Annotated in this window: 13 protein-coding genes; 7 read left to right on the forward strand and 6 right to left on the reverse strand. The window is 67.2% G+C overall.

Annotation, left to right across the window (positions count from 1 at the left end; genetic code table 11):
• Nucleotides 1-213: 213 nt before the first annotated feature.
• The 3 genes from AC1Q64_RS13785 to AC1Q64_RS13795 all read left to right on the forward strand — a co-directional run bounded on the left by AC1Q64_RS13785 (nt 214) and on the right by AC1Q64_RS13795 (nt 3,359).
• Nucleotides 214-1,743: a thymidine phosphorylase family protein gene (locus tag AC1Q64_RS13785; protein ID WP_492251904.1), complete on the forward strand. Its 1,530-nt coding sequence runs from the start codon at nt 214-216 to the stop codon at nt 1,741-1,743.
• Between the two features lie 2 nt (nt 1,744-1,745).
• On the forward strand, nt 1,746-2,660 hold the full coding sequence (locus AC1Q64_RS13790) for a ribose-phosphate diphosphokinase (RefSeq protein WP_492251706.1): 915 nt from the start codon (nt 1,746-1,748) through the stop codon (nt 2,658-2,660).
• Nucleotides 2,661-2,753: 93 nt separating this feature from the next.
• The gene (locus AC1Q64_RS13795; RefSeq protein ID WP_492251707.1) at nt 2,754-3,359 is read left to right on the forward strand and encodes an isochorismatase family protein; all 606 of its coding nucleotides are present in this window, start codon (nt 2,754-2,756) and stop codon (nt 3,357-3,359) included.
• Between the two features lie 84 nt (nt 3,360-3,443).
• Here AC1Q64_RS13795 and chrA read toward each other — a convergent pair whose 3' ends face one another.
• Nucleotides 3,444-4,796, reverse strand: coding sequence for a chromate efflux transporter (gene chrA / locus AC1Q64_RS13800; RefSeq protein WP_492251708.1), 1,353 nt, complete (start codon nt 4,794-4,796; stop codon nt 3,444-3,446).
• 184 nt (nt 4,797-4,980) lie between these two features.
• On the opposite strand from chrA, the gene AC1Q64_RS13805 reads away from it, so the two are divergent.
• Nucleotides 4,981-6,882, forward strand: coding sequence for a propionate--CoA ligase (locus AC1Q64_RS13805; RefSeq protein ID WP_492251709.1), 1,902 nt, complete (start codon nt 4,981-4,983; stop codon nt 6,880-6,882).
• Between the two features lie 48 nt (nt 6,883-6,930).
• Here AC1Q64_RS13805 and AC1Q64_RS13810 read toward each other — a convergent pair whose 3' ends face one another.
• The 5 genes from AC1Q64_RS13810 to AC1Q64_RS13830 form a co-directional block, all read right to left on the reverse strand.
• Nucleotides 6,931-7,377, reverse strand: coding sequence for a GNAT family N-acetyltransferase (locus tag AC1Q64_RS13810; RefSeq protein ID WP_492251710.1), 447 nt, complete (start codon nt 7,375-7,377; stop codon nt 6,931-6,933).
• A 98-nt stretch (nt 7,378-7,475) separates the two neighbouring features.
• Complete coding sequence (locus tag AC1Q64_RS13815; protein ID WP_492251711.1) at nt 7,476-11,294, reverse strand: sensor domain-containing protein; 3,819 nt, start codon at nt 11,292-11,294, stop codon at nt 7,476-7,478.
• 160 nt (nt 11,295-11,454) lie between these two features.
• A complete protein-coding gene (locus tag AC1Q64_RS13820) occupies nt 11,455-12,381 on the reverse strand; it encodes a DMT family transporter (RefSeq protein ID WP_492251712.1) in 927 nt (308 codons plus the stop codon).
• Complete coding sequence (locus AC1Q64_RS13825) at nt 12,378-12,929, reverse strand: methylated-DNA--[protein]-cysteine S-methyltransferase (RefSeq protein WP_492251713.1); 552 nt, start codon at nt 12,927-12,929, stop codon at nt 12,378-12,380. The genes AC1Q64_RS13820 and AC1Q64_RS13825 overlap by 4 nt, the downstream gene beginning before the upstream one ends.
• An 80-nt stretch (nt 12,930-13,009) precedes the next feature.
• On the reverse strand, nt 13,010-14,611 hold the full coding sequence (locus AC1Q64_RS13830) for a DNA-3-methyladenine glycosylase 2 family protein (protein WP_492251714.1): 1,602 nt from the start codon (nt 14,609-14,611) through the stop codon (nt 13,010-13,012).
• A 170-nt stretch (nt 14,612-14,781) separates the two neighbouring features.
• Here AC1Q64_RS13830 and AC1Q64_RS13835 point away from each other — a divergent pair, with 170 nt between their 5' ends.
• From AC1Q64_RS13835 to AC1Q64_RS13845, 3 genes are read left to right on the forward strand one after another with little or no spacing between them, the layout of a single operon-like run.
• The gene (locus AC1Q64_RS13835; RefSeq protein WP_492251715.1) at nt 14,782-16,170 is read left to right on the forward strand and encodes a phosphomannomutase/phosphoglucomutase; all 1,389 of its coding nucleotides are present in this window, start codon (nt 14,782-14,784) and stop codon (nt 16,168-16,170) included.
• Nucleotides 16,171-16,188: 18 nt separating this feature from the next.
• On the forward strand, nt 16,189-16,968 hold the full coding sequence (locus AC1Q64_RS13840) for a carbon-nitrogen hydrolase family protein (protein WP_492251716.1): 780 nt from the start codon (nt 16,189-16,191) through the stop codon (nt 16,966-16,968).
• The gene (locus AC1Q64_RS13845) at nt 16,965-18,338 is read left to right on the forward strand and encodes a 3-deoxy-D-manno-octulosonic acid transferase (RefSeq protein ID WP_492251717.1); all 1,374 of its coding nucleotides are present in this window, start codon (nt 16,965-16,967) and stop codon (nt 18,336-18,338) included. Before AC1Q64_RS13840 ends, AC1Q64_RS13845 begins: the two co-directional genes overlap by 4 nt.
• The last annotated feature ends 42 nt before the right edge of the window (nt 18,339-18,380 follow it).

An 18,380-nucleotide genomic window follows, 5' to 3' on the forward strand; every position in this document is an offset into this window, starting at 1 on the left:
TTGATGCAGGTCAAGCAAGCCAGGAGATGGGGGCCCGAACCCGTTGACCCGGGGTGATCCCGCAGCTTGCGGCGGGCTTTTTCGGTATAGGCTGGTGCGATGCACGCCGAGCCCACCCTCTCATCCTCTGCCGTCCCCTCCGTTCCTGCTGCCGTCTTGGCGAACCCGGGCACCGCCCCCGCCGACACTGCGGGTGCGCCACCCCGTTCCCAGCTGGCCCTGCGCCGCGTGGCCATCGACACCTGGCGCGAAAACGTGGCCTACCTGAACCGTGATTGCGCCGTGTACCGGGCCGAGGGCTTCCAGGCCCTGTCCAAGATCGAGGTGCGCGCCAACGGCCGCCGCATCCTGGCCACTGTGAACGTGGTGGATGACCCCGCCATCGTGGGCTGCCACGAGTTGGGCCTGTCGGAAGACGCGTTTGCCCAGCTGGGTGTGGACAACGGCCACACCGTGTCGGTGGCGCAGGCCGAGCCGCCCGAGTCCATGGGCGCGCTGTTTCGAAAGATTGCCAGCGAGCGCCTCACCCGCGAGGACTTTGGCGCCATCGTGCGGGACATTGCCGACCATCGGTATTCCAAGATCGAACTCACCGCTTTTGTGGTGGCCTGCCACCGCAGTGAGCTGGACCGCGAGGAAGTGTTCTTTCTGACCGATGCCATGGTGGCCAGTGGCCGGCGGATCGACTGGCATGAACCCCTGGTGGTGGACAAGCACTGCATTGGCGGCATTCCGGGCAACCGCACCACCATGCTGGTCGTGCCCATCGTGGCCGCGCACGGCATGTTGTGCCCCAAGACGTCTTCGCGTGCCATCACCTCGCCTGCGGGCACGGCCGACACCATGGAAGTGCTGGCCAAGGTGGAGCTGCCGCTGGAGCAACTGGCCGACATCGTGCGCGACTACCGGGGCTGCCTGGCCTGGGGCGGCACGGCCAATCTGTCGCCCGCCGACGATGTGCTGATTTCGGTGGAGCGGCCACTGTCCATCGACTCGGCCGGCCAGATGGTGGCGTCCATCCTGTCGAAAAAAGTGGCGGCGGGCGCCACGCACCTGGTGCTCGACATTCCCATCGGCCCCACGGCCAAGGTGCGGTCCATGCCCGAGGCGCAGCGCCTGCGCCGCCTGTTTGAATATGTGGCGCGGCGCATGGGCTTGTCGCTGGACGTGGTCATCACCGACGGCCGCCAGCCCGTGGGCAACGGTGTGGGCCCGGTGCTGGAGGCGCGCGACGTGATGCGCGTGCTGCAAAACGACCCACGTGCGCCCGACGACCTGCGGCAAAAGTCGCTGCGCCTGGCCGGACGCCTGATCGAATGCGACCCCGATGTGCGCGGCGGCGACGGCTATGCGATTGCGCGCGACATCCTTGACTCGGGCCGCGCGCTGGCACGCATGAACGCCATCATCGCCGCCCAGGGCAGCACTGGGTTTGACCACAACCACCCGGCGCTTGGTGCGCTGACGCTGGACGTGGTGGCCCCGGCCAGCGGCGTTGTCGCGGGCATCGACAACTACCAGATCGCCCGCGTGGCCCGACTGGCCGGTGCGCCAAAGGTGCCCGGCGCCGGGGTGGACCTGATGCACAAGCTGGGCGACACCGTGGCTGCCGGAGACTTGCTGTACCGCGTGCACGCCAGCTACCCGGCCGACCTGGAGTTTGCGCGCCACGCGTGCGAACGGGACAGCGGTTACCGCCTGGGCACCGCCGACGAGGTGCCGCGTGTGTTTGTGGAGTTCTGACCATGTCCCCGCCCGAAGTTGCCTGTTTGCTGTATTTCGACGACGAAGCCGCGCCTGCCCTGCGCCTGGCGCAGGCTGCAGGCCTCACCGCCAAGGCCATCGAACGCCACCGTTTCCCTGATGGCGAACTCAAGCTGCGCCTGCCCGTGGATGCCACAGGCCGAATGCCAAGGCACGCCGTGTTGCTGCGCAGCTTGCACCAGCCCAACGAAAAGCTGGTGGAGCTGCTGCTGGCCGCGCGCACGGCCCGCAGCCTGGGCGTGCAGCACCTCACGCTGGTGGCGCCGTACCTGGCCTACATGAGGCAGGACATCGCCTTCCACCCCGGCGAGGCCGTGAGCCAGCAGGTGGTGGGCGGGTTTCTGGCCGGGCTGTTCGACGCTGTGATCACCGTGGACCCGCACCTGCACCGCATCGACCGGCTGGAGCAGGCCATCCCCGTGCCACAGGCGGTGGTGCTCAGCGGCGCCGAGCCACTGGCCGACCTGATTGCGGAGCAGCGCCCCAACGCCTTGCTGGTGGGGCCCGACGGCGAATCCGCCCAATGGATCGCCCAGGCCGCCGCGCGCCACGGTTTTGACCATGCCGTGTGCACCAAAGTGCGCCATGGTGACCGCCATGTGGCCATCGAGCTGCCCGCGCTCAACGCCCAGGGCCGGGCGGTGGTGTTGCTGGACGACATGGCCAGCACCGGCCGCACGCTGGCGTTGGCAGCACGGCTGCTGCTGCAGGCGGGTGCGGCATCGGTGGATGTGGCCGTGACCCACGCGTTGTTTGCGGGCGATGCACTTCAGGTGCTGCGCGATGCGGGTGTGGGCGAAGTCTGGAGCACCGACTGCATCCCGCACCCCAGCAACGCGGTGGCCATGGCGGGGCCGCTGGCGGCTGCGGTGCGTGCGGTATTGCAGTCCTCCTAGCCAATCACCCCCGCAGGGCTGCGACAATGCGCCACTCTTTGAAAGCGCTGCCGCCCCGGTCGGTGGCCCCACCAACAAACCACCCATCACACCATGCTGCTTGACGCCACCGAATCCCAACTCGTCCTGGTCGATTACCAGGAGCGCCTGATGCCCGCCATCTTTGAGGGCCCCGCCGTGCTGGCCAACGCCCGCCGCCTGGCCGAGATCGCCCGCATGCTGGACGTGCCCGTGTGGGGCACCGAGCAAAATCCTTCGCGCCTGGGCGCCAACGACGCCGCGCTGCGTGCGTTGTGCCAGAAAACCCTGGCCAAGATGCACTTCAGCGCTGCCGAAGAAGGCCTGGGCGAATGGCTGCGCCCACCGGCCAAGCCTCAGGGCGGCAACGCGCGCAGCCTGCCCAAACACCTGCAAAAGCCCGCTGCCGCCCAAGGCGACGAGCGCGGCACCATCGTGATTGCTGGGTGCGAAGCCCATGTCTGCCTGCTGCAGACGGCGCTCGACCTGCTGGAAGACGAGTTTGAAGTGTGGGTGGTGACCGACGCCTGCGGCTCGCGCACCGAACGCAACCGCGACGCCGCCTTTGACCGCCTGGCTGGTGCGGGGGCTGAACTGGTGACCACCGAGATGGTGGCGTTTGAGTGGCTGGGCAGCTGCGAGCACCCGGCGTTCAAGGACGTGCTCGGGCTGATCAAATAGCTCTTTTAAGCTAAATTGGCTGCTGGCGCATGATTTTCATGCGCTGGCAGCTATCAAAATAATAGTGATTCATGCAGTTTCCGGTCAGGCGAAGTAAGGCACCGCCAGCTTGACCGCCAGACCCGCCAACGCACACACGCCCAGCAGCGGCATGACGCCCAGCTTGAAGCGGAACAGCGCCACCAGCGCGCCCACGGCGATCAACGCTGACACGGCGTCGAAGCGGCCGCCAAAACCCTGCGGCCACAGCAGGTGGTACGCAAAAAACAGGGCCAGGTTCAGGATCACGCCCACCACGGCGGCGGTGATGGCTGACAGTGGCGCGGTAAAACCGAGCTTGCCGTGTGTGGCCTCCACCAGCGGGCCGCCTGCCAGGATGAAGATGAACGAGGGCAAGAAGGTCACAAAGGTCACCACAGTGGCAGCCGCTGCAGCGCCTGCAAACAGTGCGTCCGCTCCCCACACCTGCTGCAGCCAGCCGCCCACAAAGCCGACGAATGCCACCACCATGATCAGAGGGCCGGGTGTGGTCTCTCCCAGTGCCAAGCCGTCAATCATCTGTGGGCCGCTGAGCCACTGATAGTGCTCTACCGCGCCCTGGTACACATAGGGCAGCACGGCATAGGCGCCGCCAAACGTCACCAGCGCGGCCTTGGTGAAGAACCAGCCCATTTGTGTGAGCGTGCCTTGCCAGCCCTGGGTGGCTACCAGCAGGCCCATGGCCGCCAGCCACAGCGCCAAACCCGCCGCCAGTACCTTGACCAGGTGGCTGCGCGAAAAGCGCGCATGTTGGGGGGTAGGGGTGTGGTCGTCGATCAGCGCCGGGCCATAGCCTTTGTGCGCATTTGCGTGGCCACCTCCCAGCGCAAACACTGACGGCCAGCGCTGGGCGCCCAAGTAACCGATCAGGGCGGCAGCCAGCACGATGGCAGGAAAGGGCGTGTCGAACGCAAAGATGGCCACAAACGACGCGGCGGCAAGGGCCCACATCCAGCCGTTCTTGAGCGCCCTTGTGCCTATGCGGCGCGCCGCATGCAACACCAGGGCCGTCACGGCGGGCTTGATGCCGTAGAAGATGCCGGCCACCACGGGCACATCGCCAAAGCGCAGGTACACCCACGACAGCCCGACCAGAATGAACAGCGAGGGCAGCACAAACAGTGCCCCGGCCACGATGCCGCCCCAGGTGCGGTGCATGAGCCAGCCGATGTAGGTGGCCAGCTGCTGCGCCTCGGGGCCGGGCAGCAGCATGCAGTAGTTGAGTGCGTGCAAGAAGCGGTTTTCGCTGATCCAGCGCCGGCGTTCCACCAGCTCGGAGTGCATGATGGCGATCTGGCCTGCAGGCCCGCCAAAGCTGATGAACCCGAGCTTGAGCCAGAAAAGAAAGGCCTCGCCAAAGGAGATCGACGAGGGAGCTGGGGACGGTTCTTGATGCATGGCCCGGGAGTGTGACAGCCCCGTGTGACGCAGGTTGGCATATTGATATGCCTGCCGCGATGTGGCTCGGCGCTACCAGGGCACAGCGGGCTACGTCAGTTTGCAGCAAGCCCGTCATGAATAATTATGAATTCAAAACCTGCTGTCCTGGCAGGGCGAGAGAGATGCCGAGGAGACACCCACAATGACCGCACACAGCACCTACGCCGACTTCTACCGCCAGTCCATTGACCACCGCGACGCCTTCTGGAGCGAGCAGGCGAAGCTGATCGACTGGAAGACGCCTCCTCAGCAGGTGTGCGACTACAGCAACCCGCCGTTTGCGAAATGGTTTGTGGGCGGCACCACCAACCTGTGCCACAACGCGGTAGACCGCCACCTGGCCACGCGCGCCAGCCAGGCAGCGCTGGTGGCTATATCGACAGAAACCGACATCGAACGCAGCTACAGTTTTGCCGAGCTGCATGCCGAAGTGCAGCGCATGGCGGCCGTGCTGTTGTCGCTGGGTGTGAAGAAGGGCGACCGTGTGCTCATCTACATGCCCATGATTGCAGAAGCCGCGTTTGCCATGCTGGCCTGCGTGCGCATTGGTGCGTTGCATTCGGTGGTGTTTGGCGGCTTTGCGTCTGGCTCGCTCGCCTCGCGCATTGAAGATGCCGAACCCGTGGCCGTGGTCAGTGCCGATGCCGGGTCGCGCGGTGGCAAGGTGGTGCCCTACAAGCCGCTGCTGGACGAGGCCATTGCGCTGTCCAAGCACAAGCCCACAGCCGTGCTGATGGTGAACCGGGGCCTGGCCCCCATGCACCTGCAGGCAGGGCGCGACCACGAATGGGCCCCGCTGCGCGAGCAGCACCTGAACACCGTGGTGCCCTGCGAATGGGTGGAGTCCACCCACCCCAGCTATACGCTGTACACCAGCGGCACCACCGGCAAGCCCAAGGGCGTGCAGCGTGACACGGGCGGCTATACCGTGGCGCTGGCCGCCAGCATGAAGCACATCTTTGACGCCAAGGCGGGCGATGTGTACTTTGCCACCAGCGACATCGGCTGGGTGGTGGGCCACAGCTACATCGTCTATGGCCCGCTGATCGCTGGCATGACCACCATCATGTACGAGGGCCTGCCCACGCGGCCCGATGCGGGCGTGTGGTGGAGCATTGTCGAGAAGTACCAGGTCACCCACATGTTCTCGGCCCCCACGGCGGTGCGGGTGCTCAAGAAGCAGGACCCGGCCTACCTGGCCAAATACAACGTCAAAAGCCTCAAGGCCCTGTGGCTGGCGGGTGAGCCGCTGGACGAGCCCACGGCCCAGTGGATCAGCGACGCACTGGCCGTGCCCATCATCGACAACTATTGGCAGACCGAAACCGGCTGGCCCATCCTGACCCTGGCCAACGGCGTGGAGCAGCAGACCACGCGCTTCGGCAGCCCCGGCAAGGCCATGTACGGCTACGGCGTGAAGCTGATCGACGAGGCCACGGGCGAGGAACTGACAGCGCCCAACCAGAAGGGCGTGGTTGCCATCGAAGGCCCGCTGCCCCCCGGCTGCATGCAGACGGTGTGGCGCGATGACGCGCGGTTTGTGAACACCTACTGGAAGAGCATTCCCGGCCGCCTGATCTACAGCACGTTTGACTGGGGCATCCGCGATGCCGACGGCTACCACTTCATCCTGGGCCGCACCGACGACGTGATCAACGTGGCAGGCCACCGCCTGGGCACGCGCGAGATCGAGGAGAGCATTGCCTCCCACCCCAACATCGCTGAAGTGGCCGTGGTGGGTGTGGCCGACAGCCTCAAGGGCCAGGTCGCCATGGCATTTGCCGTGGCGCGCGATGCCTCGGGCCTCACTGACGATGCTGCACGCCTCAAGCTCGAAGGCGAGGTGATGAAGCAGGTGGACCACCAGCTCGGCGCCGTGGCGCGGCCGTCGCGCGTGTACTTTGTGACCGTGCTGCCCAAGACCCGCAGCGGCAAACTGCTGCGCCGGGCCCTGCAGGCCGTGGCCGAGCGGCGCGATCCGGGCGACCTGACGACGATGGAAGACCCAGCGGCGTTGCAGCAGGTGAAGGATTTGGTGGGATGAGTTGGCAGCGCGGCGCGGCACCCAAAGCGCAGTGCCTGGCCTGCCAAATCAATGCGGAGGTCTGGCGAAAAAGGCCTGTTTGCCATGCCGGTCAAACCCGGCTTGCTCGTAAAAGCGCAGGGTGTTTTCGTCTTTGCGGCCGGTCATCAGCATGACCTTGTAGCAGCGCTCCCGCCACGCGTGGGCGAGGGCGTGCTGCAACAGGGCGTGGCCCCGGCCCTGGCCGCGATGGGTCGAGTGCGTCACGACGTTCTCGATGACGCCATAGGGTCTGCATGCGCGGGTGAGGTTGGGTATGACGGTGAGCGTGCAAGACGAGACCAACATGCCCGCGTCCCACCCCCCAAAGTACCGAATGCGTGGATTGGCAAGCGCCTCGGCCCACATGGCTTGCACCTCGGGGGCCGCGGGTAAGGGGTCGTCGTATTCGTGCAGTTGGGTGTACAGCCCGAGCAGGGGGGCGAGGTCTTCGGCGCAGAGTTCGCGGATGTTCAATGCTCGTCTCCGATACTCACTGGATACCCTTTGAAACTATCAAAAGCATAGCTAGTCAGGCATATAGCACCGGCGCCTGGCTGGAATTTCAGTGTTTTTCACACCGGCCGGTTCCGTTGCCACCCCGCAGGTGGCTGCCAGGTAGGCGTCCAGCCGATGAAATCCTCCAGTGGCATGGGCCGGGCAATGCAGTAGCCCTGCGCCTGCAAGCAGCCCAGTTGCAGCAGCATCTGGCCCTGTTCGACGGTTTCCACCCCTTCAGCGATCACCCGGTAGCCGAACGAGCGGGCCAGGCCGATCACACCCTGCACAATGGCCAGGTCCCCCGGGTCGCCCATCATGCCGTGCACAAAGCTCTGGTCGATCTTGAGCGTGTCCATGGGCAGGCGGCGCAGGTACGTCAGCGACGAATAGCCGGTGCCAAAGTCGTCCAGCGCCACCGTCACGCCCATGGCGCGCAGGGCGTTCAGCGTGTCGGCCACAGCGCTCAGGTCGTACAGGGCGGCGCTTTCGGTGATCTCGATCTCCACCAGATGCGCGGGCACACCTGGGTGGCGGGCCAGGCAGCTGGCCACCCAGTTGGCAAAGTCTGGTTGCTGCAGGTGCTGGGCGGCAATATTGATGCTCAGCGGCATGGGCATGCCCCGGTCCTGCAACTGCTCCAGAACTGTGAGCGCGGCCTCGGCCACCCATTCGCCAAAGCTGATCTCCAGCTCGGTGCCCTCCAGCAGCGGCAAGAATTCACCGGGCGGCACCAGGCCCCTCTCGGGGTGCTGCCAGCGTGAAAGCACCTCAGCGCCCACCACCGAGCCACTGCGCATGTCCACCTTGGGCTGCAGGTACAGGGTGAACTGCGCTTGCGCCAGCGCCTCGCGCAGGTAGTGCCCCTGGGCGCGCAGCAGCTGCACGGCACGCTCCTGGGCGGCGTCGAACTGGTGAAAACGGTTGCGCCCCGCTTGCTTGGCCGCATACATGGCCTGGTCGGCATGGCGCAGCAAGGTGTCGGCGTCGGCATCGTCCTGCGGGAAGATGGTGTAGCCAATGCTGGCCGTGACGACCACGCGCTCGGTGTCGAGCGTGTAGGGGGCCGAGACGCTTTCCATCACACGCTCCAGCATGCGTTCGCAGTCGTTTACCGAGTCCAGGCCGGGCATGAGGATCACGAACTCGTCGCCTCCCAGCCGGGCCACCGTGTCCAGAGGCTGCAGTGCCCGCGTAAGCCGCCCGGCCACCACCACCAGCAGGCGGTCGCCCGCACCGTGGCCCAGGCGGTCATTGACGGGCTTGAAGCCATCCAGGTCGAGATAGGCCACGCCCAGCTGCTTGCCGGTGTCGCGGGCCTGGGCCATGCATTCCTGCAGCTTGCGTGCCAGCAGCACGCGGTTGGGCAGGCCGGTCAGTGCGTCGTACAGCGCCAGGCGTTGCAGCATCACCTCCTGCTCGCGCTGGGGGGTCACGTCAATGGCGACGCCCAGCATGCGTGCAGGGCGGCCTTGCTCGTCAAAGCCCACGATCTTGCCCAGGTTGCGCACCCAGCGCACCGGCTCGTTGGGCTGGTTCAGACGCCAGGTGGCGTCGAACGGCGTGCCCAGGTGGGCGGAGTGGCGCGACAGCTCGATGGTGATGCGGTCGATATCGTCAGGGGCGATGGCCGTGGTCCATTGCACGGCTGCCGAGGTGTCGCCTGTCACCGGCAGTCCTCGCATCGCACGCCAGCGCCGGTCGCCTGTCACCAGGCCGGTCTGCAGGTCCCAGTCCCACAGGCCCAGCGCTGCGGCGGAGATGGTCAGCGAGAGCAGGGCCTCGCGTTCGCGCACCTGCACCTCGTTGCGCTTGCGGTCGGTGATGTCGTGCACCGAAAACAGCCAGCAGGGTTCTCCGTCGAAATCGATGGCGCGCATGGATTGCAGCACGGTGAGCCGGGGGCCGTTGCGCACGTTCAGGGGCACTTCGTAGTCGCTGAGCTGGCCGGTCCGGCTGACCTGCTCCATCAGGCGCTGGCGGTCTTCGGCCGTGAAGATGCCCAACTCCACCGCCGTGCGGCCGATGGCCTCTTCACGGGGAATGCCCAGTATCTCGACCCAGGCGGGGTTGAGGTCCACGTAGCGGCCGTCGCTGCGGTGCGACAGGCCCATGGGGTAGGGCATGAGATGGAAGATGCGCGAGAAACGCTCTTCGGACTGGCGCAGACGCTGTTCGGCGCGTTTGGCCTCGTCGATGTCCTGCATCACGCCGCGCACCTTGACCACGCGGCCGTTTTCGATCACGGGCTCACCACGCGCGCGCACCCACAGCAGGTGGCCATCGGCATGATAGACCTCCATCTCCATGCTCCATTCGGCGCGAGAACGGATGCTCTGACGGAATTTTTCGCGCAGCGGCTCGCGGTACTGCGGGGCCACATGGCGGTCGATGTAGTCGCTGGGCGGGGGCTGGTTGGGGGACAGGCCGTGGATGTCAAAACACATGTCCGACCAGTACACCAGGCCTCGGCCGCGCTCGTCCTCCCACGCGCCCAGCCGGGCCAATCGGCCGGCTTGCTGCAGCTGGTTGTAGAGCGCCCGAAGTTCGTCGCTGGTGCGTTGGGCCTCGGTCATGTCGTGGAAAACGAAAACAAAGCAGTTTTCGCCATTCACAAGCACAGAGCGTGCCGACATCAGGCCCGGAACCTGCACCCCTTTGTTTTGCGCGACCAGGGGCAACCGGTCCACCTTGCCCTCGCTCTGGTAGGTGTCCAGAAGCCGCTTGCGCTCGTGCTCGTTGGCCCAGATGTGCAGCTCGGACGAGGTGTGACCCAGAACCTCCTCGCGCGTGAAGCCCAGCAGCTCGCAGAACGCCGGGTTCACATCGATATAGCGTCCGTCGGCAATGCGGGTGATGCCCGCCGGGTCGGGCAGCGTCTGGTAGAAGGTGGTGTACTTGGCCTCGGCCGACTGCAGGGCCTCCTCGACCTCGCGGTGAGCGGTGATGTCCACGTCCATGCCGATCATGCTGGTTGGGCGACCCTGGGCGTCGCGCCGCGCCACGGTACCGCGCGACATCAGCCAGCGCCACTGGCCCTGGGTGTTCATCACGCGGAACTCGGCCTCATAGCTTTCCTCCAGCCCGTCCATGGCACGTGCCAGCTTGGCGGCATTGCGCTCGGCATCCAGCGGGTGACGCCGGGCGTACCAGCGTTGCCACAAGTCGGGTGACTTCGCATCTGCACCGGAGATGCCGTATGCCTCGTAAAAGCGTCCATCGCAGATAAACCGGCGCTCGACCACGTCCCATTCCCAGCGGCCGCCACCCAAAGCATCCAGCGCCAGGCGCAACTGTTGCTCTTGCTCACCCAGCGTCTGCTGGATGTTGCTACGCGCCAGCTCGGCGCGGGCTTTGCTGGCAATCACCAGCCAGCCGATCCCGAGCATCAGCACCCCTGCGCCGTGGTGCCAGTGCAAGTTGTTGGCACCTCCCTCGGCCGCACCGGTAGCTGCTATAGCCAGCGAAACCACCAGCGGCAGTGTGATGGTCAGGCCAGCCAGCGGCGCCCATTCGGGCCAATGCCAGCGTGCGCCAAGTTTTCGCCAGGCCCAGCCCGAGGTGAGCGCGCTGCCCAGCACGGTGGTGGCGGACAAGGCGGCTGAGGTGTCTGCCCAGAGCGCTGCCTGCAAGGTCAGCAAGGCGGTGATGGCCGCAGCGGGAACGCCAAAAAACAGCGCCATGAAGGCCGTGGCGGTGGGGTAAGCCACGATGTTGAGTTCTGGCGCGTTCCAGCGCAGGGTCTCAAAGGCGGCGATGGAGACAACACCCCCCGCCACCCCCAGCAGGACCAGGGTGCGCCGCGACGGGTGGAGAGATTCCTGCGGCGAGAGCCAGACCAGCACGAGCAGCAGCAGCATGACGGCGGTGCCTGCCAGCAGCGTGGCGTTACCCATGGCGCTTTCCTTGGTTTGCCTGGGCTGGGCGGAAGGCTGCGGCGTGTCTGCGGGCTCGCAGTACGGCGGCGTGGGCCGGAATCGGGAGCGGGGGCGTGTCGCAGCCTGCGCCGCATGTGGTCAGAAGGCGTGCACCCGATAAAAAACCCATGTAGCAAGTTTAGGCCCGTTCTGACGATGCGGCGGCGGCGCGACCCGTCCTGATAAGCCCGGTTGACAACAACGTGCCGCACACGATCACCAGCGCGCAGCCCACCATCCACGGCGTAATGGTCTCGCCCAGGAACAGCGTGCCGTACAGCACGGCAAACACCGGGGTGATGAAGGTCACAGCCAGCGCACGGCTGGGGCCCGCGTGTTCGATGAGGCGAAAGTACAGGATGTAGGCAATTCCGGTGCACAGCACGGCAATCGCCACGATGGCCCCCCAGGCGCGCGGGCCAGGCATCTGGGCCGGCCACAGCCACAGCGTGGGCAGGGCCAGGCCGAGCGCGGCACCCAGCTGGCTGCCAGCGGCCGTGGCCAGCGGTGGCAGCCCCGTGAGGTGGCGCCGCGCGAAACTGGCCGACACACCGTAGAACGCCGACGCCAGCAGGCACGCCGCAATGGCCCAGTGGGCGTGGTCGGTCTTGAACCCGGTACCGGCCGGTGCGCGCCAGGCCAGCAGGGCCACACCCACAAAACCCAGCGCCAGCCCCACCCAGCGCAGACGGTTGATGCGGTCGCCCAGCCACACCCAAGCGATCAGGGCACCGAACAGCGGCACCGTGGCGTTGAGGATCGAGGTCAGGCCGGTGGCAATGTGCAGCACCGCCCAGGAGAACAGCGAAAACGGAATCGCCGAGTTGATGACCCCCGCAAACAGGATGGGCCGCCAGTGCTGGCGCAGAGCGGGCCAGTGCCCCTGCCGCAGCATGATGGGCCACAGGAACACCGTGGCCAGCGCCACCCGCAGCCCGGCAGTGGGCAAGGGGCCAAAGTCGGACGCCCCCAGGCGCATGAACAGGAACGACGCGCCCCACAGTGCAGCCAGCAGGATGAATTCTCCGATCCAGGCGGAGACGGGCCGGGTGGCGGGGCTGTTCATGCGGTGGCTTCCATGGGATGGGCTGCGGCGGCAAAAAGGGGTGCATTCTCCAGCGTCAGCAAAGCCCTCTTGCGATCGAGGCCGCCTGCATAGCCGGTCAGGCTGCCGTTGGCACCCAGCACACGGTGGCAGGGCACCACCACGCTCAGCGGGTTGCGACCCACGGCGGCACCCACCGCCCGCACCGCGCTGGGGTTGCCCAGCTGGAGGCCCAGCGCGCCATAGCTGATGGTCTGGCCCCGGTCTATCTGCAGCAGCGCACGCCACACCGACTGCTGAAAAGCAGTGCCACCCGACAGGTCCAGAGGCAGGTCGAAATGCAGGCGTTGCCCGCCCAGGTATTGCTGCAGCTGACGGGCGGCCTCTCGCAGCACGGGGTGGTCGCCTGGCCCGATGGCCCAGGCGCAGGGGCCGTGCAACTGGGCGGTAGGTTCGTGGCGCTGGCCCTCAAACCAGACGCCCGACAGGCCAGCGGGCGAGGCCGCCAGCCGCACGGGCCCCAGCGAGGTGTCGGCCCGTGCCTGCACGGTGAGGGGGTGAAACTGCATGCCGGGAGGTCTCCAGAGAGTGGTGTGTGTCGTTTTTGATGGAGATCAGCACGATGCGCCAGTGCTGATTGCCTGGGGTGCTATTGTTTTGGTAGTAAACGGGGTTCTGTACCCTTGGCCAGGGCCACACTGCTGACACCAGCGGCCCAGGCGCGCAGTACCGCGTAGCTGCGCCAGGGGCGCCAGGCTTGGGAGGCCTCCAGCGCCGCGCGTGCCGGGTTCTTGTGCTGCTGCACCCCCAGCGCCTTGTGCAGGGCCACGTCACCCGCCGGGAAGGCGTCAGGCCAGCGCAGCACCCGCATGGCGATGTACTGCGCCGTCCAGTCGCCAATGCCAGGCAGTGCGCACAGGGCTGCGGTGGTGCTGGGCACGTCGGCGCCTGCATTCAGGGCCAGGGCGTCACTGTCCACCGCGCGGGCCAGCGCCACAATGGCCGCCTGCCGCTGGCGCACGATGCCCAACTGGCCCAGCGTGTCTCCATCCGCGTGGGCCAGGGTGGCGGCGGTGGGGAACAGCCGGTGCAGCTCGGGCCAGGGCGTGGCGATAGGCTCGCCCAGCCGCTCCACCAGCCGCTGGCCCAGCGTGCGTGCGGCGGCTACGGTGATCTGCTGCCCCAGCACGGCGCGCACGGCCAGCTCAAAACCGTCAAACGCCCCGGGCACACGCAGGCCGTCACCCTCCGGGAAGTGCGCGTGCAGCACGGTGTTGATGGCCGCGGGGTCAGCGTCCAGGTCCAGCATGGCGCGCACGCGGCGGATGATGAGCGGCAGCACGGGGTACAGGCTGTCGCTTGTCTGCAGCAGCACCTGGTGGCGCGTTACGTCAAAGCGGGCGCTCAGCCAGCCCGTGGTTTCTTGCGACAGGCCCGTGCAAGTGCTGGGCAACCGCACGGTGCGACGCAGGCCGGGGCCGTCCGCACCATGCACCACACACTCCACGCCGTGGAACTGCCGCTTTTCAAAAAAGGCCAGCAGCGCAGCCACATCCAGCGGCGGGCGCCACGCCAGGCGCACGGCGCTGGTGCGCCCTGCGCTTGCTGCGGCGCTGCCACCGCCGTTGCGCCGCAGCTGGGTGGGGTTGAGCCCGTAGTGCCCCACAAAGGCGGCATTGAAACGGCGCACGCTGGCGAACCCGCTGGCCAGTGCCACCTGCGTCACGGGCATGGTGGTGTCGGTGAGCAGCTGCTTGGCCGTGAGCAAGCGCCGCGTCTGCAGATATTGCAGCGGCGATACGCCCAGGGCCGCCTCAAAAATGCGGCGCAGGTGCCGGTCGCTCACGCCCAGGCGCTCGGCCAGCCGGGCCACGGTGGCGCTGCCATCTCCCGGCGCGGACGGGGCCTGCCACAGGTCGGGCGCATCCAGCAGGCGCACGGCCTGCTGCACCAGGATGCCACTGGCGTCCTGCACCGACCACACCAGCGCCTGCGGCGCCAGCTCGGGCCGGCAGCGCAGGCAGGGGCGAAAGCCCGCGTTTTCAGCCTGCGCGGCCAGCACAAAAAAGCGGCAGTTCTCGCGCCGGGGCGTGCGTACGGCGCACACGGGGCGGCAGTAGATGCCGGTGGAGGTCACCCCGGTGAAAAAATGCCCGTCAAACCGCGCGTCGCGCGCCTGCAGTGCCAGGTAGCGGCCTTCGTCGGAAGCCGCATCAGCAGAGATGGACTGGGATGATGCGGTCAGGGTCATGGGCCAGATCATAGGAGCCTTGCTCCACGCTACTGGCCATTTTCGGACCTGTGCCTGCAGCGGCTACCGGGCACTTATCTGCGCAGCGCGGCATCCGCTGACAAAGGCCCCCGAGGGGGCCGCCTACAATGCAGCGGACTTTTCAACCCCATCGCGAAAGGCCCCCCTGCGTGCAACCAACCCCCGCCATCTTCAAAGCCTATGACATCCGCGGCATCGTGCCGTCCACCCTGAACGAAGACGTGGCCCTGGGCCTGGGCCGGGCCTTTGGCACGGCTGCCCGCGCGGAGGGGCAGACCACTGTGGCAGTGGGGCGTGATGGACGCCTGTCGGGCCCCGCCATGTCTGCGGCGCTGATCCGGGGGCTGGTGGAGGCGGGCATCGAGGTGATCGACGTGGGCCTGGTCACCACGCCCCTCTTGTACTTTGCGGCCAGCACGCTGTGCAACAGCGGCATCCAGGTCACCGGTAGCCACAACCCCAAGGACTACAACGGCTTCAAGATGGTGCTGAACGGCCGCGCCATCTATGGCGATGAGATCCAGGCCCTGCGCAGCACCATGGAGCAAGAAAGCTGGCGACTGCTGCCCGGCGGCTCGGTGCGCCATGTGGACGTGCTGCCCGCGTACCGCGAGCGCATCGTGGGCGATGTGCAGCTGGCCCGGCCGCTCAAGATCGTGGTGGACTGCGGCAACGGCATTGCTGGCGCGTCGGCCCCCGCCATCTTCCGTGCGCTGGGCTGCGAGGTGATCGAGCTGTTCTCGGAGGTGGACGGCAACTTCCCGAATCACCACCCCGACCCGAGCAAACCCGAAAATCTGCGTGACCTGATCAACGCCCTGAAGGCCAGCGACGCTGAACTGGGCCTGGCGTTTGACGGCGACGGCGACCGCCTGGGCATCGTGACCAAGGAAGGCACCAACATCTTTCCTGACCGGCAAATGATGCTGTTTGCGCAAGATGTGCTCTCGCGTGTGCCCGGCGGCGAGATCATCTTCGACGTGAAGTGCACCCAGCGACTGGCGCCCGCCATTGCGGCCGCAGGCGGCGTGCCGGTGATGTACAAGACCGGCCACTCGCTGATCAAGGCGCGCATGAAGGAGACCAACTCCCCGCTGGGCGGCGAGATGAGCGGCCACATCTTCTTCAAGGAGCGCTGGTACGGTTTTGACGACGGCACTTACGCAGGTTGCCGTCTGCTGGAGATTTTGAGCCGCAGCAGCGACCCGAGCGCCGTGCTGAACGCACTGCCCACCAGCTTTTCCACCCCGGAGCTGAATGTGGCCTGTGCGGAGGGCGAGCCGCACCGCCTGACTGCACAGCTGCAGGCCCTGGCCGCAGAGACCTTTGCAGCCCCCGCTGCCATCAGCAGCATCGACGGCCTGCGTGTGGACTGGCCGGACGGCTTTGGCCTCATCCGCGCCAGCAACACCACGCCTGTGCTGGTGCTGCGCTTTGAGGGCCACACGCCCGAGGCCCTGGCCCGCATCGAGGCCGCCATGCTCGCGCTGCTGCACCGGGTCAAGCCCGACGCCCATGTGGGCGCGGCCAGCCACTGATTGCGGGCTGCCTGCACGATGCTTTCTCTCTCCACCCCCCTGTGCGTAGCCGCCGCCCAGACGCCGTCGGCGCCGGGCGATATGCAGCGCAATCTGCAAACGCACCTGGCCTGCGTGCGGGCTGCCGCCCACCAGGGGGTGCAACTGCTGCAGTTCCCGGAGCTGTCGCTCATCGGCTACGAGCCCGCGCTCATGGCAGACCACGTACTGACGGCCGACCACCCCGTGCTGCTGGCCTTGCGCCAGGCGGCCCAGAGCCATGGAATGGCGTTGGTGGTGGGCGCTCCGGCAGCGCCGGTGGAGCAGGGCGCACTGCCCGCCATCGGTGCCTGGCTGCTGGGGTCTGACGGCAGCGTGGCGCTGTACCGCAAGCGCCACTTGCACGACAGCGAAGAGCAATTTGCCAGCGCGGGCACGGACGACGCGCAGGTGCAGCTGGTGGCCGGCGAGCCCACGGCACTGGCCGTGTGCGCCGACATCACCCATCCCGAGCATGCCAAGGCTGCCCGCGGGGCTGGCGCGGCCTTGTATGCGGCAGGCGTGCTGATCTCTGAAAAGGCCTATGCGGCCGAATCGGCCATGCTGGAAGGCTACGCGCGTGACCATGACATGGCCGTACTCGCAGCCAACTACAGCGGCACCTCCGGTGGCTACGTGAGTGCGGGGCGCAGCGCCTTCTGGGCGCCCGGTGGCCGCTGTGTGGTGGCTGCGCCGGGTGACGTGCCCTGCATCGTCTGGGCACAGCGCAGCGACAGCGGCTGGGCGGGTGGTGTGCTGAGCTTGCCTGTGCCCGCATGAACGCCGCGCGGGCCCTGTATTCGCTGCTGACCTGGGGTGCGCAGCCGCTGCTGCGCCGCAAGCTGCGCCGCCGTGCGGTGGCCGAGCCTGGGTACGCGTACGCGGTGGGCGAGCGTTTTGGCCGATACCCTGTCCCCATCGACAGCCTGATGCCCCACAGCAGCACCGACCCGCTGGGCCGGTTTGTGTGGGTGCATGCCGTGTCGCTGGGCGAAACCCGCGCGGCCGCCATCTTGCTGGCCCAGTTGCGTGAACAACTGCCGGGCATGCGCCTGTTGCTCACCCACGGCACCGCCACAGGGCGGGCCGAAGGCGAAAAGCTGCTGCTGCCCGGTGACGTGCAGGTGTGGCAGCCCTGGGACACGCCGGGCGCTGTGGGGCGCTTCCTGCGCAAGTTTCGCCCGGCCATCGGCATCTTGATGGAAACCGAGGTGTGGCCCAACCTGGTGGCGGGCTGCCGGCAGCGGCGCATTCCGCTGGTGCTGGCGAATGCGCGCTTCAACGAGATATCGCTGCGCAAGGCGCAGCGCCTGTCGGCGCTGGCTAGGCCTGCGTATGGTGGCCTGACGGCGGTCTGGGCCCAGACCCAGGAGGACGCGACGCGGCTGGAGGCCATGGGCGCACCGGTGCGTGGTGTGCTGGGCAACCTCAAGTTCGATGTGGTACCCGACGCACAGCTGCTGGAGCGGGGCCGCGAGTGGCGCACCCGCACCGGCCGCCCGGTGGTCTTGCTGGCCAGCAGCCGCGAGGGCGAAGAGGCCATGTGGCTGGAACAGATCCAGAAAACCCGGCAAAAAGCGCCTCAAGCGCCAGTGGACCATGCCTCGGAAGCTATCAATAGTGAAGCATTGGGGGCTGATCAGCCCGCCGTGCAATGGCTCATCGTACCGCGCCACCCGCAGCGGTTTGACGAGGTCCACCAGCTGCTGCAACGGGCCGGCCTGTCGGTGTCGCGCCGCAGCACCTGGGCGGCGGCACCTGCTGCCGCTGACGTGTGGCTGGGGGACTCGATCGGCGAAATGGCGCTGTACTACGGCGTGGCCGATGTGGCCTTGCTGGGCGGGAGCTTCGCCCCACTGGGCGGCCAGAACCTGATTGAGGCCGCTGCCTGCGGTTGCCCGGTGGTGCTGGGCCCTCACACCTTCAACTTTGCCGAGGCTGCCGATCTGGCGTGCGCGGCGGGGGCGGCACAGCGCGTGCCCGACTTGGCGCAAGGAATGGCACAGGCTACTGCGCTGGCGGGGGACGCCCGCGCTCATGAGCAGGCCAGCGAGCGGGCTACCCGATTCGCAGCCACGCACCGAGGGGCCGCGCAGGCCACGGCGCGTGCGATTGTGGCGATGGTGCAGCCCGAGGGCGGCCTGCACTAGGCCTCAGCAATTCGTGCACAGGATGCACCCCGGCGCGGGGTG

The organism is Acidovorax sp. GW835-FHT14G06 (assembly GCF_058793595.1).

Excerpts from the sequence above, each read along its gene's own strand:
- AC1Q64_RS13840 (WP_492251716.1), top strand. The coding sequence starts at position 16,189 with ATGCTTTCTCTCTCCACCCCCCTGTGCGTAGCCGCCGCCCAGACGCCG.
- AC1Q64_RS13790 (WP_492251706.1), top strand. The coding sequence starts at position 1,746 with ATGTCCCCGCCCGAAGTTGCCTGTTTGCTGTATTTCGACGACGAAGCC.
- AC1Q64_RS13825 (WP_492251713.1), bottom strand. The coding sequence starts at position 12,929 with ATGCAGTTTCACCCCCTCACCGTGCAGGCACGGGCCGACACCTCGCTG.
- AC1Q64_RS13805 (WP_492251709.1), top strand. The coding sequence starts at position 4,981 with ATGACCGCACACAGCACCTACGCCGACTTCTACCGCCAGTCCATTGAC.
- AC1Q64_RS13820 (WP_492251712.1), bottom strand. The coding sequence starts at position 12,381 with ATGAACAGCCCCGCCACCCGGCCCGTCTCCGCCTGGATCGGAGAATTC.
- AC1Q64_RS13795 (WP_492251707.1), top strand. The coding sequence starts at position 2,754 with ATGCTGCTTGACGCCACCGAATCCCAACTCGTCCTGGTCGATTACCAG.
- chrA (WP_492251708.1), bottom strand. The coding sequence starts at position 4,796 with ATGCATCAAGAACCGTCCCCAGCTCCCTCGTCGATCTCCTTTGGCGAG.
- AC1Q64_RS13815 (WP_492251711.1), bottom strand. The coding sequence starts at position 11,294 with ATGGGTAACGCCACGCTGCTGGCAGGCACCGCCGTCATGCTGCTGCTG.
- AC1Q64_RS13830 (WP_492251714.1), bottom strand. The coding sequence starts at position 14,611 with ATGACCCTGACCGCATCATCCCAGTCCATCTCTGCTGATGCGGCTTCC.
- AC1Q64_RS13845 (WP_492251717.1), top strand. The coding sequence starts at position 16,965 with ATGAACGCCGCGCGGGCCCTGTATTCGCTGCTGACCTGGGGTGCGCAG.